Annotated in this window: 9 protein-coding genes and 9 tRNA genes; 10 read left to right on the top strand and 8 right to left on the bottom strand. The window is 38.9% G+C overall.

From position 1 onward, the window contains the following. Nucleotide 1 precedes the first annotated feature (1 nt). The 8 genes from DC53_RS13020 (at nucleotide 2) to msrB (ending at nucleotide 10,814) form a co-directional block, all read left to right on the top strand. Complete coding sequence (locus DC53_RS13020; RefSeq protein ID WP_033029041.1) at nucleotides 2-2,038, top strand: FUSC family protein; 2,037 nt, start codon at nucleotides 2-4, stop codon at nucleotides 2,036-2,038. 76 nt (nucleotides 2,039-2,114) lie between these two features. Beyond that, on the top strand, nucleotides 2,115-2,846 hold the full coding sequence (locus tag DC53_RS13025) for an RNA methyltransferase (protein ID WP_033029039.1): 732 nt from the start codon (nucleotides 2,115-2,117) through the stop codon (nucleotides 2,844-2,846). Between the two features lie 67 nt (nucleotides 2,847-2,913). After that, a complete protein-coding gene (locus tag DC53_RS13030; protein ID WP_033029036.1) occupies nucleotides 2,914-6,315 on the top strand; it encodes a chromosome segregation SMC family protein in 3,402 nt (1,133 codons plus the stop codon). Between the two features lie 73 nt (nucleotides 6,316-6,388). Then, entirely contained in the window at nucleotides 6,389-7,156 is a 768-nt protein-coding gene (gene zipA, locus DC53_RS13035; RefSeq protein WP_008138233.1) for a cell division protein ZipA, read from the top strand. An 80-nt stretch (nucleotides 7,157-7,236) separates the two neighbouring features. Then, the gene (gene ligA, locus DC53_RS13040) at nucleotides 7,237-9,255 is read left to right on the top strand and encodes an NAD-dependent DNA ligase LigA (RefSeq protein ID WP_033029034.1); all 2,019 of its coding nucleotides are present in this window, start codon (nucleotides 7,237-7,239) and stop codon (nucleotides 9,253-9,255) included. A 10-nt stretch (nucleotides 9,256-9,265) separates the two neighbouring features. Next, complete coding sequence (locus tag DC53_RS13045) at nucleotides 9,266-9,784, top strand: DUF2919 domain-containing protein (protein ID WP_008138231.1); 519 nt, start codon at nucleotides 9,266-9,268, stop codon at nucleotides 9,782-9,784. A 2-nt stretch (nucleotides 9,785-9,786) separates the two neighbouring features. Beyond that, nucleotides 9,787-10,227 (top strand): hypothetical protein, encoded by a 441-nt coding sequence (locus tag DC53_RS13050; RefSeq protein WP_033029032.1) that lies wholly within the window; start codon nucleotides 9,787-9,789, stop codon nucleotides 10,225-10,227. A 146-nt stretch (nucleotides 10,228-10,373) separates the two neighbouring features. Then, a complete protein-coding gene (gene msrB / locus DC53_RS13055; RefSeq protein WP_033029030.1) occupies nucleotides 10,374-10,814 on the top strand; it encodes a peptide-methionine (R)-S-oxide reductase MsrB in 441 nt (146 codons plus the stop codon). Here msrB and DC53_RS13060 read toward each other — a convergent pair. The 8 genes from DC53_RS13060 to DC53_RS13095 form a co-directional block, all read right to left on the bottom strand. Continuing rightward, on the bottom strand, nucleotides 10,811-12,448 hold the full coding sequence (locus DC53_RS13060; protein ID WP_033029028.1) for a tetratricopeptide repeat-containing response regulator: 1,638 nt from the start codon (nucleotides 12,446-12,448) through the stop codon (nucleotides 10,811-10,813). The two genes, msrB and DC53_RS13060, sit on opposite strands and share 4 nt — an antisense overlap. A gap of 786 nt (nucleotides 12,449-13,234) precedes the next feature. Then, a tRNA-Val gene (locus DC53_RS13065) sits at nucleotides 13,235-13,310 on the bottom strand. Between the two features lie 61 nt (nucleotides 13,311-13,371). Next, a tRNA-Val gene (locus DC53_RS13070) sits at nucleotides 13,372-13,447 on the bottom strand. A 32-nt stretch (nucleotides 13,448-13,479) separates the two neighbouring features. Continuing rightward, a tRNA-Val gene (locus DC53_RS13075) sits at nucleotides 13,480-13,555 on the bottom strand. Between the two features lie 48 nt (nucleotides 13,556-13,603). Beyond that, a tRNA-Val gene (locus tag DC53_RS13080) sits at nucleotides 13,604-13,679 on the bottom strand. A gap of 153 nt (nucleotides 13,680-13,832) precedes the next feature. Further along, a tRNA-Val gene (locus tag DC53_RS13085) sits at nucleotides 13,833-13,908 on the bottom strand. Nucleotides 13,909-13,958: 50 nt separating this feature from the next. Then, nucleotides 13,959-14,034, bottom strand: a tRNA-Val gene (locus tag DC53_RS13090). Nucleotides 14,035-14,186: 152 nt separating this feature from the next. Beyond that, nucleotides 14,187-14,262: transfer RNA gene (locus DC53_RS13095), tRNA-Val, on the bottom strand. 1,166 nt (nucleotides 14,263-15,428) lie between these two features. Between DC53_RS13095 and DC53_RS13100 the strand changes: the two genes are divergently transcribed. Further along, nucleotides 15,429-15,504, top strand: a tRNA-Ala gene (locus DC53_RS13100). A 37-nt stretch (nucleotides 15,505-15,541) separates the two neighbouring features. Next, a tRNA-Glu gene (locus DC53_RS13105) sits at nucleotides 15,542-15,617 on the top strand. The last annotated feature ends 144 nt before the right edge of the window (nucleotides 15,618-15,761 follow it).

Genomic DNA, 15,761 nt, shown 5'->3' with positions numbered 1-15,761 from the left:
AGTGGGCGTTGTATTACAAAATTTGTTTTTTCCTAAAAAACAGGCAATTATTTTTGCGACTAAGGGCGTTATAGCCATGGTGATGGCGCTGACTATTGCTATGTCGCTTAATCTTGAAAGGCCTTATTGGGCGCTAGTATCGGCTATATTTTTGCAATTACGTCCGCAAAGTGGATTGGTAATAGAAAAAGCAATTTGCCAAATAATAGGCACCGTAGTGGGTGGTCTGTTAGGTATATTACTTTTAACCCAGCTTATGCCTTACCCATATTTAGCGCTCGGGGCACTTGCTTTATGGCTGGGCGTTAACTCTGCGTTGTCGGCCATGGTCCGCCAAGCAAATTTTGTGTATGCATTCGCTATGGCCGGTGTAACTGCCGCTATTATTGTGCTTTTGGTTATGGTTACTCCGGCAATGGTAAGCAGCCAAAGTATATTTGATATTGCGCAAGCGCGCGTGAGCGAAATAATAATTGGCTCTGTATGTGCAGGGCTTGTGAGCCATTTATTTTGGCCTGTAAAGGTTAAAAATTTGCTGCAAACGCAGGCACGCTCAGTTATAAATCAAACATTACATTATTTGGTTATTGAACTTGACTCTAAGGGCTCGCACGAAAATCGCCATCAACAAATAGATGGTATTATGGCAACGCTGGGATCTATAAACGAAGATTCTAGCGCAGTAAGGTACGAAGGCCCAAAAGGACCTGGGCGCTCGCGTGCTGCAAATCAATTATCGCAAAAAGTACTTTCTTTATTGGCCTTAATTCAAATAATTGGCCGCCTACAGAGAAACCACGAAGACCTTATAACACCTACGTTAGATAAATTAATAAATAAACTTAAACACGTATTTGCGCAAATTAAAGAGTCTGGCGATTTTGATTACTGCGCCGAACAAGTTAAAACACTGCGTAAGGAACTAACCGAGTACAGAGCAAATACGGTGTGCGATTCGCCATTTGAATCCCATATGCTCAATGTGGGCTTAGAGGTGGCTAGCGATTTAACAATTTTACTACGGGCATACAGAGCTTTAGAGGAGAGTGATAAAGCATTATTAAATGCACCGAGTATGCTTACATATCGCGACCCGTTAGCGGGCATCATTGTTGGCTTTAGAACAATGCTGGTGTTTTCTATCGGCGCATTTATTTGGATTAATACAGGCTCTTCTGCGGCATTATTAATTATGATTCTACCCGTCATATTTTCAATAATGTTGGCGCGAATACCCTTAGCTATTTTACAGGTGGTTATAAAGCGCTTGTTGGTAGGCGTTGTAGTGGCGAGCTTTGTCACTATTTTTTATGCACTTAATTTATTATCACAAAGTGGTGGGCAATTGGAAATATTGCTACTTGTGTTAGCTGGGCCTTATTTTCTTGGTTTATTATTACTAGCAGAGCAGCAAACACTGCCATATGGTTTAGGTTTTTGTATTCCGTTTACTATTTTAGTAAGACCCAGTACGGATATGAGCCTTGCGTTTTCAATTGATTACACACTGAGCTCTGCAATGGCAATTTTTGCCGGAGTGAGTATTTTATTTTGGATTTTTCAGTTGTTTACAGGTCCGAGTGCGCAATTACTTGTTCATCGTGTTTTTAAGGCTACTTATAAAGATTTACTCGAAATAAACAACCATTCAACCCCAAGCATTTGGTACAACCGTCGCATGGCAGATAGGTTAATACGCTTAACTAATTACGATCAAGGTTCACACTCACGCGTTATTACAGACCTTGCGTTGACCGGGTTAAACTTAGGGCATGCTTCAGTGCGATTAAACTCAATTTGTGAAAATTTGGCTGGTAATACAAAGCTAAAGTATTTAAATGAGTGGCAACGCACGTTGGCTGATGCATTTATGTTGGCAACCAAGGGCAAGTTTAATAATAAGTTTAAGCAAGCGTCAGACAATCTTTATGAGGAATTGGCTCAGACGGTTGACGATTCAAATCAATTAGAAGCTATAAAAGGCATGTTTATTCGCATTGATCTGACCTTTGAAAGAAGTGCGAGTAAGATAAATTAGGCCCATTCGCTGCTTTTCGAGTTCAGATGTTATAGCTAAATCTGTTATACTTGATGGATAATTTTATGGGGCTGTTATGATTTCAAAAAACCAACTCAAACTTATTCGCCAACTTGGCCAAAAAAAGTACCGAAAGCAATATAATCAATACCTTGTACAGGGTGAAAAAAACGTACTTGAGTTATTAAACAGCCCATTAAATGTGGTTAATATTTTTGCTACAAGCGAGTTTATAAATGCGTACCAAGGTAAATATCCGCAAGCTAATTTTATTGAAGCAGATGAAGAGACCCTCACCAAAGCCAGCACGCTAGTTAGCAATAATGCAGCCATTGCTATTGTTGATATGCCAAAGACAGCTTTACCACACGCAAATGGCTTAATACTCGCACTTGATGGCGTATCAGACCCTGGAAATTTAGGAACAATAATAAGAGTGGCAGACTGGTACGGTATTAAGCATATAGTAACTAGCACCGACAGCGCTGACGCTTACAACCCAAAAACAATTAGCGCCACAATGGGCTCGTTTGTAAGGGTATCGGTAAGCCAAGTAGATTTACCTGATTATTTACAATCTTTAAGCTTACCTGTTTACGGTGCTTTTTTAGATGGGCAGAGTGTACACAAAACCCAATTTACGGGCTCCGGTGTTTTACTAATGGGCAGTGAGTCGCATGGAATACGCGAGGCATGTGCAAAATTAGTAACCAATAAAATAACCATTCCCGCTTTTGGTGGTGCAGAGTCGCTTAATGTTGCAATGGCGACCGGTATTATTTTAGATAACTTTAAACGACAAGCTTAACAATTTAACTATTTATGAGTTAAATTGTTTGTAATCAATAACAATAATAATTGGTAATAACAATAAGATGCGCTTAAGCACCATTAAATTAGCGGGCTTTAAATCGTTTGTAGAGCCTACTAAAATTCCATTTCCTGATCAAATGACGTGTGTTGTTGGCCCCAATGGCTGTGGCAAATCTAACGTTATTGATGCAGTACGATGGGTGCTAGGTGAAAGCTCTGCTAAAAACCTGCGTGGCGACGCCATGACCGACGTTATTTTTAATGGCTCAACTAATCGAAAAGCCATATCACAAGCCTCTGTAGAGCTTGTTTTTGATAACGATAAAGGAAGTCCTTCAAACACATTTGCCGATCGAAACCAAATTGCTATTAAGCGTTTAGTAACGCGCGACGGACAGTCACTGTATTTTTTAAATGGCAGTAAATGCCGTAAGCGCGATATTACCGATATATTTTTAGGCACCGGTCTTGGTCCACGTAGTTACGCAATTATTGAGCAAGGGATGATCTCGCGCTTAATAGAAAGTAAACCACAAGAGCTGCGCGTATTTTTAGAAGAAGCCGCTGGCGTTTCTAAATACAAAGAGCGCCGCCGCGAAACACAAACTCGTATAAAGAGCACTCGCGAAAATCTTGAACGTTTGTTAGATGTGCGTAAAGAACTACAAAGCCAGCTAGATAAATTGGCTGTGCAGTCGGTTGATGCAAAAAAATACCGCGAATTAAAAGCACAAGAACGTACGCTAAAAGGCCAAATTGCCGTTTTAAAATGGCAAAAGTTACATCAGCAGCAACTTGAAAAAAGTGCCCAAATTAAAAAGCTTAATGATCAAATTTTGTTTTTTAAAACCGCTAACTCAGGGCATGACGATGTACTTGCAAGCTTAGAAGGGCAAGTACAAGCTCAGCAAGATAAACTAAGCGATGCACAGCATCAGCAACATGTAATACACACAGAGCTTACCCGGGCTGAGCAACAACAAATCAATGTAAAGCAGCAAACCCAAACACTTAAACAAAATTTAATTAAACTACAGCAACGCCAAATCCATAGCACTGAGGTGAAATCGCAGCAGCAAATTGTGTGCGAGCAACTCAACGAAGCCCTGCAAGAGGCAAGTGAAAATGCCTTAATATGTGAAGAGCAAGTTAGTGGGTTAACGCATGAACTTGAGGACTTATTAGCACTTAAGCAGCGCCGTAACACTCACTGGCAAGCTTTGTGTGAACAACAGCAACAACTTAATAATAATGCGCAATTGCATAGCAGCCACATTAAGCAAACACAGCAGCAAATAAGTCACGTTAACGAGCAACTTAATCAGTTAAATTCGCAGCTTAGCGAGCTACAAAGTAGTGATGTAGAGCAACAATTAACACAGCAAACACAGCAAACACAAACATTAACTCAAGAACTGGCCGCTAAACAAACAGCGCATACACAGTGCAGCGCAAAGCTTGAAGTGCAAAATGAGCTTGTTAATAACTCACAAAAGCAATACTCAGCGCTTACTCAAACAATAAATGAGTTAAAAGCCAGTATAACGGGGCTTAAAAGTACATTAGGGCTTGATGAAGAAAATGAAAATACTAATGTGTTGTTTAATCAGCTAAGTGTTAAAGAAGGCTTTGAGCCCTTAATAGAGCAAGCACTTAAATCGCTAGAGCACTTAAATGTAAGTGAGCAGCAAGCTGATAATAGTGTGTGGCCAATTAGTACTAAGCAAATTGCTGAAAATAGCTTAGCGGCATTTGTAACAAGCGGCGTGTATCCAGAACATTTAACGCGTATTGCTTATAGCGAGAGCGGTGATGTAACGCTGTTAAATGATGATTTTTACATAGCTGTTATGGATGAAAATGGTGCAATGCATGGTCGTAACTGGCATGTAAGTGCAGATCGAAATGCCGAAAACTCATTGCTTTTAAAACATAAGCAATTACAGGATAAAACTCAGCAGTTAACTAGTGCCGAGGATGAGCTAAAACAAATAACATCGACTCGTGATGAACATACAGCCAAGCAAGTAAAGTTAACTAACGAGCAGAGCGAGCTTAAAGAAGCGATACATGAGCTTGCGCAAAATATAGCGGTAGCCAGTACGCGCAGCGACATGCTTGTGCAGCAAGTAGCACAATTTAAGTTACAACTAGAAAAGCTACAACAACAAAAACAGCAATTAACCACTCAGCATTTGCAATTAAATACCGTGCTTGGTGAGCAAACTGCGAAATTTGAAGTGTTAAATGAGCAGCAATTCAACTTAGCGGATGAAGTAGACGCTGCAAATAGCTTGCGCTCACAAAGTGATAAAAGTTATAGCGAAGCATTAAGCATGCTTGAGCAATATAAAACACAAGCACATAAGGCAACGCTATCAGAGCAAAAGGCACGCAGTGAATGGCAGTTAAGCCAAACCAAATTGAGCCATGCAGAGAAAGAGCACGTTAGTGCATCAGAAGGTGCGCAAGAACTACTTAGTGAAATAGAAGAGCTGCTGATACCAGAGCAAGAACTTAGCGATAAAATTACGCAGCTCTTAGCACAGCATCAAAAAGGTGAGCAGGCATTAGTATTGCTACAAAAAGAATTAGCTCAGGCCAAAGAAAGCTTAAACACTAAGCAAGTAAGCCTTAAAAATTCACAAGGTGAGCTGGTGGGCTTGCAACAGCAGCACCAAAAGCTAACAATTGAAGAGCAAAGCTTACTGATAAAAGCACAAGCTGCGCTTGAACCATTAGAAGAATTAAAACAAAGCTTAAAAGCGATACTTGATGAATTACCAGATTCATTAAATTTGAGCGCAGCGCAAAATCAGTTAACCGGATTTACTAATCAGTTAGATAAATTAGGTGCAGTAAACTTAGCGGCAATAGAAGAGTTTGATTTAGCCAAAGCTCGTAGTGATTATCTTGATAATCAATTAGATGATTTAACAAAAGCGTTAAATACCCTTGAAGGTGCTATTCGTAAAATTGATATTGAGACCAAAACACGCTTTAAAGCGACGTTCGATCAAGTTAACGAAGACTTTGCTGAGCTATTTCCTAAAGTTTTTGGTGGTGGCAGTGCGTATTTAGAATTAACCAGTGACGATTTACTCGAAAGTGGTGTTAGTATAATGGCACGACCACCGGGTAAGAAAAATTCAACAATTCACTTGTTAAGTGGTGGAGAAAAAGCGCTGACCGCATTATCATTAGTGTTTTCTATATTCAGGCTCAATCCAGCCCCATTTTGTATGCTGGACGAAGTAGATGCACCATTAGATGATGCTAATGTTGTTCGCTTTTGCCGTTTGGTTGAAGAAATGTCACAATCAGTACAGTTTATTTATATTAGCCATAATAAGATTGCGATGGAAATGGCGGGTAGATTAACAGGTGTAACTATGGCAGAACCTGGCGTATCGCGTATGGTTGCTGTAGATATAGAACAAGCAGTGCAACTTGCACATGTATAAATTTTTATAACAAGTATATTAGTTTCAATTAATATACAGGCTTTAGGCATATCAAATAAGAAAAGGTGAGGGGATGGCCGAACAATTAAGATGGGTTTTAATCATTATCAGTGTAGTTGTCATTGGTGGTTTATTAATACATGGATTGTGGTCTGTTAGAAAAAAAGACCGCCCAGAAGTGTTAAATAACGAACGGGTTGAACCATTGCAAGAAAGTGCACCAGCTTCATCTAAATCATTTCCTACAGAGGCAGAGCTAAAAGAGCCTGTGGTAGAAGAACGTGATGAACCACAATTCGGTGAGCTTAACTTTGATGAGAATGAGCCACAAATTGATACAAGCGTACCAGCAGTGCCCATTGAAGATGACCTAGAAGTAGTTGATGATCTAGAAGCAAAAGAGCAAAATGATGAAAAATCATCTGCGCAAATGCCTGACTTTGTTATTGTGCATATTCAAATGCCAGAAGGGCTTAGCATGCAGGGCAGTAAATTATTACCAGCCGTTAACACGTTAGGATTTAAATATTCTGAGGAAGGCTTTTTTAATCGCCACTTAGATCCGGCAGGCCAAGGCCCTGTATTATTTAGATTAGTAAATATGTACAACCCAGGTACGTTTGATATTGATAATATGGAACAGTTTAGTACCGCAGGGGTTAGCTTATTTATGACATTGCCGTGCGACGGTGACGGCCTAGCTGCATTTAACATGTTGCACAGTGCAGCTAAAAAGTTAGCTGACGAGTTTGGTGCGCAAATTTTAGATGCAGAGCGAAATGAAATGACCGTAGAACGCGTCAGGCAGTATGTTGAGCAGGTCCGTTCTTTTTCAGCGTAAATAGCGCACATATTATATTTTTATAAGCCACTGGATGATTATTCATCAAAGTGGCTTTTTTTATGTTTATTGAGGTTTAAATGTCTAGCAGCATTAGTGAGCAAGTTAATCATCTTCGTACTACATTAGAGCAACACAATTATAACTATTATGTGCTTGATACCCCCAGTATTCCTGACTCTGAATACGATAGGTTATTACGCGAACTAAGCGCACTAGAAACCGAGCACCCTGAATTTTTAACCGCCGACTCCCCAACACAAAAAGTAGGCGGTGCAGCACTGAGTAAATTTGAGCAAGTAGCGCACCAAGTACCCATGCTTTCACTTGATAACGCCTTTAGTGAAGAAGAGTTCACTGCGTTTAATCGCCGTATAAAAGAGCGTTTAATGAGTACCGATGAGCTTACTTTTTGTTGTGAGCCAAAACTTGATGGTTTAGCTGTATCAATTATTTATCGTGATGGTGTACTTGTACAAGCGGCTACGCGAGGTGATGGTTTTACCGGTGAAAACATTACTCAGAATGTAAAAACAATTCGTAATGTACCACTTAAGTTACGTGGCGATTACCCAAAAGAGCTTGAAGTGCGCGGCGAAGTATTTATGAACAGCGCCGGCTTTGACAAACTAAATTCGGAAGCGCAAAAACGTGGAGACAAAGTATTCGTTAATCCGCGTAACGCAGCGGCAGGTAGCTTACGCCAACTCGACTCTAAAATTACCGCTAAACGCCCATTGATGTTTTATGCTTACAGTACTGGACTTGTTGCTGATGGCAGCATTCCAGAGGATCACTATCAGCAACTAGAAAAGCTGACTGACTGGGGGTTGCCACTGTGCCCAGAAACAAAATTAGTTGAAGGTCCTAAAGCCGCGCTTGAGTACTACAGCGGTATTTTAACGCGCCGTAGCGAGCTTAAATATGAAATTGATGGCGTAGTAATCAAAATAAACCAAAAGGCCTTACAAGAGCGTTTAGGCTTTGTAGCACGTGCTCCTCGTTGGGCTATTGCTTATAAGTTTCCGGCGCAAGAAGAAATAACTCAATTACTTGATGTTGATTTTCAAGTAGGGCGCACAGGGGCAATTACGCCAGTTGCGCGTTTAGAGCCTGTTTTTGTCGGTGGTGTAACCGTATCAAATGCAACACTTCATAATAGCGATGAAATTGCACGTTTAGGTGTAAAAGTAGGCGACACGGTTATTATTCGTCGCGCAGGAGATGTAATCCCGCAAATAACACAAGTTGTACTTGAACGCCGTCCTGATGATGCTAGAGATATTGAATTTCCAGTGACTTGTCCGATTTGTGATTCGCATATTGAAAAAGTGGAAGGTGAAGCTGTAGCCCGTTGTACTGGCGGGCTTGTGTGTCCTGCACAACGCAAACAAGCGATAAAACACTTTGCTTCACGAAAAGCGCTAGACATAGATGGCCTTGGCGATAAGATTGTTGATCAACTTGTAGATAGAGAGCTTATAAAAACGCCCGCTGATTTATTCGTTTTAAAACAAGGGCATTTTGAATCACTTGAACGTATGGGACCTAAGTCAGCTAAAAACTTAGTAACAGCACTTGATGAAGCTAAAGGCACTACGCTCGCTAAGTTTTTATACTCACTAGGTATTCGTGAAGCGGGGGAAGCGACAGCACAAAATTTAGCTATTCACTTTTTAACCCTTGAAAATGTAATTAATGCCAGCATTGATAGTTTAACGCAGGTAAGTGATGTCGGTGAAATAGTTGCAGCGCATGTTCGCGGTTTTTTTGCTGAAGAGCATAATTTAGCGGTAGTAAACGCATTAATAGAGCAAGGCGTAAATTGGCCAGCGTTAAGTGCGCCTTCTGAGGAAGAGCAACCACTCGCAGGACTTACATATGTACTTACCGGCACGCTTAATACACTTAACCGTAATGATGCTAAAGCTCGCTTGCAGCAATTAGGTGCTAAAGTCTCGGGTAGCGTATCGGCTAAAACAGATGCGTTAGTCGCAGGTGAAAAAGCAGGTTCAAAACTAACTAAAGCGCAAGATTTAGGTATCGACATACTCACGGAAGATGAATTAATTGAGCTGCTTAAAAAGCATAATGGCTAGGAAAACGACAATGAGCCGATATGGGCCAGAATACTGGGATAAGTACGGAAGTTACCGTACACCTATAGCATTTCATTTAAGTTTGCTGGTGCTTTTACGTGGCTATTTTATTTGGGTTATTGCGGCTTTAAGCCGCAGGCCTGAACTGGATTTAATGTCGTTATTTTTTAAAAATAAAAATGATTTTTTTATCGCAATAGCAATTGGAAGTATTGCAATAATACCGACTATTTTATTTTGTTTACGTCGGCCGCGAGACTCCCACAGTGCGAGCGACAGGTTAGCAAAAGTATGGCGACATATGCGCTGGCCTCTTATTTTATGTGCTGTTGTTGATTTAACATGGTTAAGTATTCAAGCCGCGCATAGCCATTATCGATTTTCATCATTTTTAGCAGTACAAATGATGATTGTTTTATGGGTATTGTGGTATTTGGTGAAAAGCCGTTATTTAACCGTTTTTTTTAATGATTGGCCTGAGCCGACAGAAAAAGCATCAGAAGAAAAAAAGCGACTTAAAAGGGATTAGTTGTGGACGCTGTAAATAAAAAAATAGCGATAGCTATATCGTTAATAGGGTTAGTGCTTATTATTTTAATGATTAGCACTGAGCTTTTAGAATTTATGTGGTTTAAAGCGTTATTTGGTTTATGGGTATTTGTTTTTTGCTCAAGCGTTTATAGGCTAACGCCTCTATTTAAATCAAGAAACCGGTTAGAGGATTTTATTCAGCGAGACGCCCAACACTTATTACTTTTTAGTTTAATGGGTTTTTTTGATAAAAAGCACGGTTCAGATTGGTTAGTAATTGAGAGTATTGAACGCATAACGACGAAGGATGACGAGCTAATAATTTACAGTAATAACGAGCGCCAAATGAGTGTTAGCTTACCTGCAAAAAAAGCAGAACTAGATAGTTTTATTAAACGAATATTTACCGACTCAGAGAAACAAAATATTACCTTTAGCTAGGAAAATCACCTTAAAACTGAACAAGTTTTAGTTTTAAACGGTCAACACTCTTTAGCTGATCTTTAGTGTATTCAATAACGTAATAACTAACCGTACTTTTTATAATTTTATTAAGTACGGTTAATTAACTATTCAATGAGGTTATCATGTTGAAGTGGAATGATGTTATTAACTTTGCCACCAACGGCAATCCTACTCCAAGTAAAAAAGTAGTCAAAACGGACGAGCAGTGGCGGATGCAACTATCAGAAGATGAGTATTACATAACACGTAAAAAGGGAACCGAACGTCCAAGTAGTTCTGGTAGTTGCACATTATTGGAACCTGGTAAGTATGTGTGTATTTGCTGCGATAATTTATTGTTTGATGCAGATGAAAAGTTCGATAGTGGCACTGGTTGGCCGTCATTTACACAACCGGCGACAATTGAAGCAATTGGCTACGTAAGTGATACAAGTTATGGTATGGAGCGCATAGAGGTGGTTTGCAACGTGTGTGATTCACATTTAGGCCATATTTTCCCTGATGGTCCATTACCGACCGGTCTACGCTATTGCGTTAATGCGGCATCAATGAAAAAGCTTTAACTTCCAATATCTAAATTCATTTCTTTTGCTATGTGCAAAATTTTATCTAACCGCTGCGTCTGATCTGCTGGTAATTGAGTTTTGGTAAGTAAGGCGTAGCATTTTTTAGCAAGTTCAAGATTAAATGAGCCATTGTGTTGCTTAGTGGAATCAAATAAACACTGCAATAAATTAAGCGCAATACTCTGATTACGAGGCATAACCCTAAATGCTTGCGTAAAAGCTTCAAGTGCAGTGTTTAACTGTCCTCTATTAAATTGAGTAACAGCATGGTTGTTGAGCTCCTTTGGCCCCATTTTAATATCGCGTCGCTCACTTTGCTGTTGCTGGATATAACGTAAGTAAGTTGTGTCGCTAACACTTGGATGGCGTTCACAGTGTCCAATAATTTGAGTGAAGAGAGTTTGCGCTTTTTGATGAAAGCCCAGCTCATGGAACGCTTTCGCTTTATCAAGTGCACCATCGACAGAGCGAATATGTGTATCATCATCTTCGAGTTGCTCAATGAGTTTTTTCGCTTTTTTATGCTCATCTTTTAAATAATGAAGCCGTGCGTTAAGCACATCAATTTGAGCTTGATTGGCATTGTTAGGAAACTGCTTTTTTAAATCGCTTATATATTGATTAGTTTGTCTAGATATTCTCTGTATTTGATCTGTTTGATCTGTTGTTAATGCAAAGTCGATACCGGCACGTGCTGCATTCAAATATACATCGGGGTGGTCGTGTATTGAGTGCTTTGCAAAGGTGGCTATATCTTTTTGAGTTAAATAGCTTTTTTCGTAGTCGTGATTAATTAGCGACACATTACTTAACGATTTTTGGCGTGTGATGTTTCGCGGTGCAATGTCGGCTGCTTGGCTTAAAAAACTTTGCGCTAGTTCAAACTGATTAAGTTTTATTTCTAAACGGCCGAGTAAATCAAGCGCAACTAATCGAGTTTCTTGTCGTTCAAGCATCGTTTTTAGCATACGCTGAGCTAAAATATGTTCATTATTTGCTGTAAGTGCTTCTACTAAACCTACTTTTGCCCAAGCAAATTTTTGTATATCGAGAACAGATTTAAAAAAGTCTTTTGCATTTTCGCTGCGATTTAAACGAAGAAGAGCATCACCTTTTAAACGCAGTAAGATAGGGCTATAACTATTGTTTTTTTTATTTAGAACGGTGTCGATGTATTTAATTGCTTTTGAATCGTTACCATCATCAATTAGAGTATAAACCGTTTGCAAATCGTGTTTGCGTCTTAAAATACGCTCAATACGTACTTGTAGTTCCTGAACGGTAAAAGGTTTCACTAAAAAATCATCAGGTTGTAACTCAAGAACACTATGAACTAGCGAGCCATTTGTTTCAGCAGATATAAAAATGAAGCCTGTAGAGCTTTTTATGAGGTGCTTAACACGTAACTCTTCGTAAAGTTGGTAGCCGTCTTGTTGTTTGCTTAAATTAAATGAACAAACGATCAAATCAAATTCTTCACTTAAACACTGCTCTTTTGCTGAGTTTGCATGATCAGCGAAGTGCAATTGCTGAAAGCCAAGCCTTTCTAACGATTGTTTCATATAGCTTTGAGCAAGTGGTTGCTCCTCGACTATAAGTATTTTTGCTTTTGAATAAATCTTAGTTGGCATTGGCTTAACAGTTATTATGTTTAGTACTGACTATAATCAACACTTTAGCTGCTTACAAGAAAATTCAAATGATAGCAGTATTTATTAGGTATTTAACTTTTCCTAATACGTTTTTGCTAACTATAAAAGCAAGGATCTAAATAACATAATTAAATGATGAGTGTTTTGATATGAAAATTTATATTTTTAAAGAAACTATCGAATGGGATTTATGTGTGATGGTTGATTACTTGGCTTGATACCTGTGACCCTCGCCATTATTTGTAAAGGGTGGCGATGCTCTTTTTCTTACGGCTAAGTTAATTACATACGACGTATACCAACCTACATAAATCTTTGATCAATTTAACGAATTAAATTGCACTATAACGTCGTTAAAAATTTTTTATTTAGAACAACTAGATATAAAAATTTTTGCCTAGTTCTAGCGTAATTTTCTTAACGTTAAATAGACCCCATATATAAGCAGATTGGTATTATATATTGAGTTTTTATGAAGTTATTAAATGTATTTAATATGGGAAGAAAGAGTTATTACTAGAGAAGTTATTATTAAAGGAGTTATCTAATGGTACTTATATGTGATAGTTGATTACTTGGCTTGATACCTGTGACCCTCGCCATTATTTGTAAAGGGTGGCGATGCTCTTTTTCTTACGGCTAAGTTAATTACATACGACTTATATATTGAGTTTTTATAAAGTTCTTAAATGTATTTAATATGGGAAGAAAGAGTTATTACTAGAGAAGTTATTATTAAAGGAGTTATCTAATGGTACTTATATGTGGTGGGTGATACTGGACTTGAACCAGTGACCCTCGCCTTGTAAGGGCGATGCTCTCCCAACTGAGCTAATCACCCACATATAATAGGTATGCCTGTTATTTAATTCTTTATTATCAATTAACCGCTTGATGTAATTTGGTGGGTGATACTGGACTTGAACCAGTGACCCTCGCCTTGTAAGGGCGATGCTCTCCCAACTGAGCTAATCACCCAAATTACATTTTAATATGCACCATTCTAGGAATGGTGGGTCGTACTGGACTTGAACCAGTGACCCTCGCCTTGTAAGGGCGATGCTCTCCCAACTGAGCTAACGACCCATATTAAATTTTAAAACGCGACTATTGATATAATAATAGGTTTATATGTGGTGGGTGATACTGGACTTGAACCAGTGACCCTCGCCTTGTAAGGGCGATGCTCTCCCAACTGAGCTAATCACCCACATATAAATTAAAACGCTACTATTAAAATAAATAGTACTGGACTTTAACCAGTGAACCTCTCCGTTACTTGTAAATAGCGGTTATGCTCTCTTTTTTCTAACTGAGCTAACGACCCATTTAGATTTTCTTGTAATATTCACCATTTAAGAAATGGTGGGTCGTACTGGACTTGAACCAGTGACCCTCGCCTTGTAAGGGCGATGCTCTCCCAACTGAGCTAACGACCCATATTACAATTTTAAAACACGACTATTAATATAGTAATAGGTTTTATATGTGGTGGGTGATACTGGACTTGAACCAGTGACCCTCGCCTTGTAAGGGCGATGCTCTCCCAACTGAGCTAATCACCCACATATAAATTAAAACGCTACTATTAAATAAATAGTACTGGACTTTAACCAGTGAACTTTGCCGTTACTTGTAAGTAGCGGTAATGCTCTCTATTCACTAACTGAGCTTATGACCCATTTAGAATTTAGATGTGAACACTTTAACTAAAAAGTGGTGGGTGATACTGGACTTGAACCAGTGACCCTCGCCTTGTAAGGGCGATGCTCTCCCAACTGAGCTAATCACCCACATCTAAACAACATTGCATTGCTGCGTTGTTGTGGGGCGCTATTATAGATAGAGTTGAAAATGTGTCAACACTTGAATGATAAAAATGTACTGAACGAAGGTTTTATAAACAACAGGATGCGATTGAAGTCTATTTTATCATCAAATTTAAGGTTGCAGTTCAATTAAACACCTAAAAGTGAGCAGGGAATTGTAGTTCTATTAATCTTAAATTTAGTTTTACGATACTCATTGTTTTTTATTGGAGTCGTTTTTATGACTATGAACAAGATGAATTAGCATTAGGGCAAGTTATTTAGAGAGTAGAGCTGACTTTTAAAAATGAATTTAATTTAAACTTCCCAAAACAAATGATATTTACAGCATCCTAAACCCTATTTTTATTTTTGTACTTGCTTTATTTTTATAAGCCAACCTAGCCAATTCGTAAATATCCATTCTTCACTACTAGCTCTTCGGGTTAAAACTAAATAGATCACATATAACTAGTGCGTGTTGACTTTTGTGGATTGAACCCAAAGGGCAGCGCATGTTTGGACTTTATGCGGCGTTATCGCCTATTCATGGGTAATAACCAAACTACATAGGCTCTGCCTTGCCTAAAAACCTAACATACTGCTGCAAATTCACCCATCAAAGATCAACACGCCCTGAAGTTTTGTACATAGAATTACGAAACTGCAATGCTCTTTAAAAAATGTTCTTCAAACAATAATCAAGTTTTTCCAGTACGAGCTACACTGGTTATTAAGCGAGTGAAAGCTGCTGTACTCTCAAATCCACATTTAAGCTTTGGTAATTATAAGCAATTGTAACTTTTAAAAGATTAATGCGATTAGTCAGGCCTTAATGGGTAGTTTTTAGATAAGTTCAATTTGCATATAAATGTATACCTTTACTTAGATGCAGCTTTAGTTGCATTAATTAGGAAGAGTAGGGTGTTATTGAGTATTAGCTGCAATATAGTGATGTTATTATAAGCAGTAGAGCGATAATTTTATTCAGATCGTATTTTTTAGCACGCTTGATAGCCAGTTTGTTGAAAATTAAACCATTTAAATAAAGCTAGGTAAAAAACTGTTGACTTTATTTTGGGTGGTGCATAGAATGCGCCCCGCACTAAGCAATACACGATGTGTTCATCACGACGAGTATTGATTAAGTTGGGGCCATAGCTCAGCTGGGAGAGCGCTTCGCTGGCAGTGAAGAGGTCTGCGGTTCGATCCCGCATGGCTCCACCAAAAATTAGTGTTTTGTCCTAGGGTAGCAGTTTTATGTGTCCCCATCGTCTAGAGGCCTAGGACACCGCCCTTTCACGGCGGTAACAGGGGTTCGAATCCCCTTGGGGACGCCACTTAACTTTTGTTAGTTAAAGGCGGTTTTACCGAGAAAATAGCGTCACAATTAAAGCTCGAGTCTTTACTTGTATTAAACGCAATTACCTTAAAGCTCATGATGTGAGTTAAACTTATCAGATGTCCTAGTGACACATTTATGT

The sequence above is a fragment of the Pseudoalteromonas fuliginea genome, assembly GCF_000690055.1.
Classification (GTDB): domain Bacteria; phylum Pseudomonadota; class Gammaproteobacteria; order Enterobacterales; family Alteromonadaceae; genus Pseudoalteromonas; species Pseudoalteromonas fuliginea.
The sequence above is the reverse complement of the archived record's forward strand: the minus strand, read 5'-3'. Positions and strand labels throughout refer to the sequence as shown.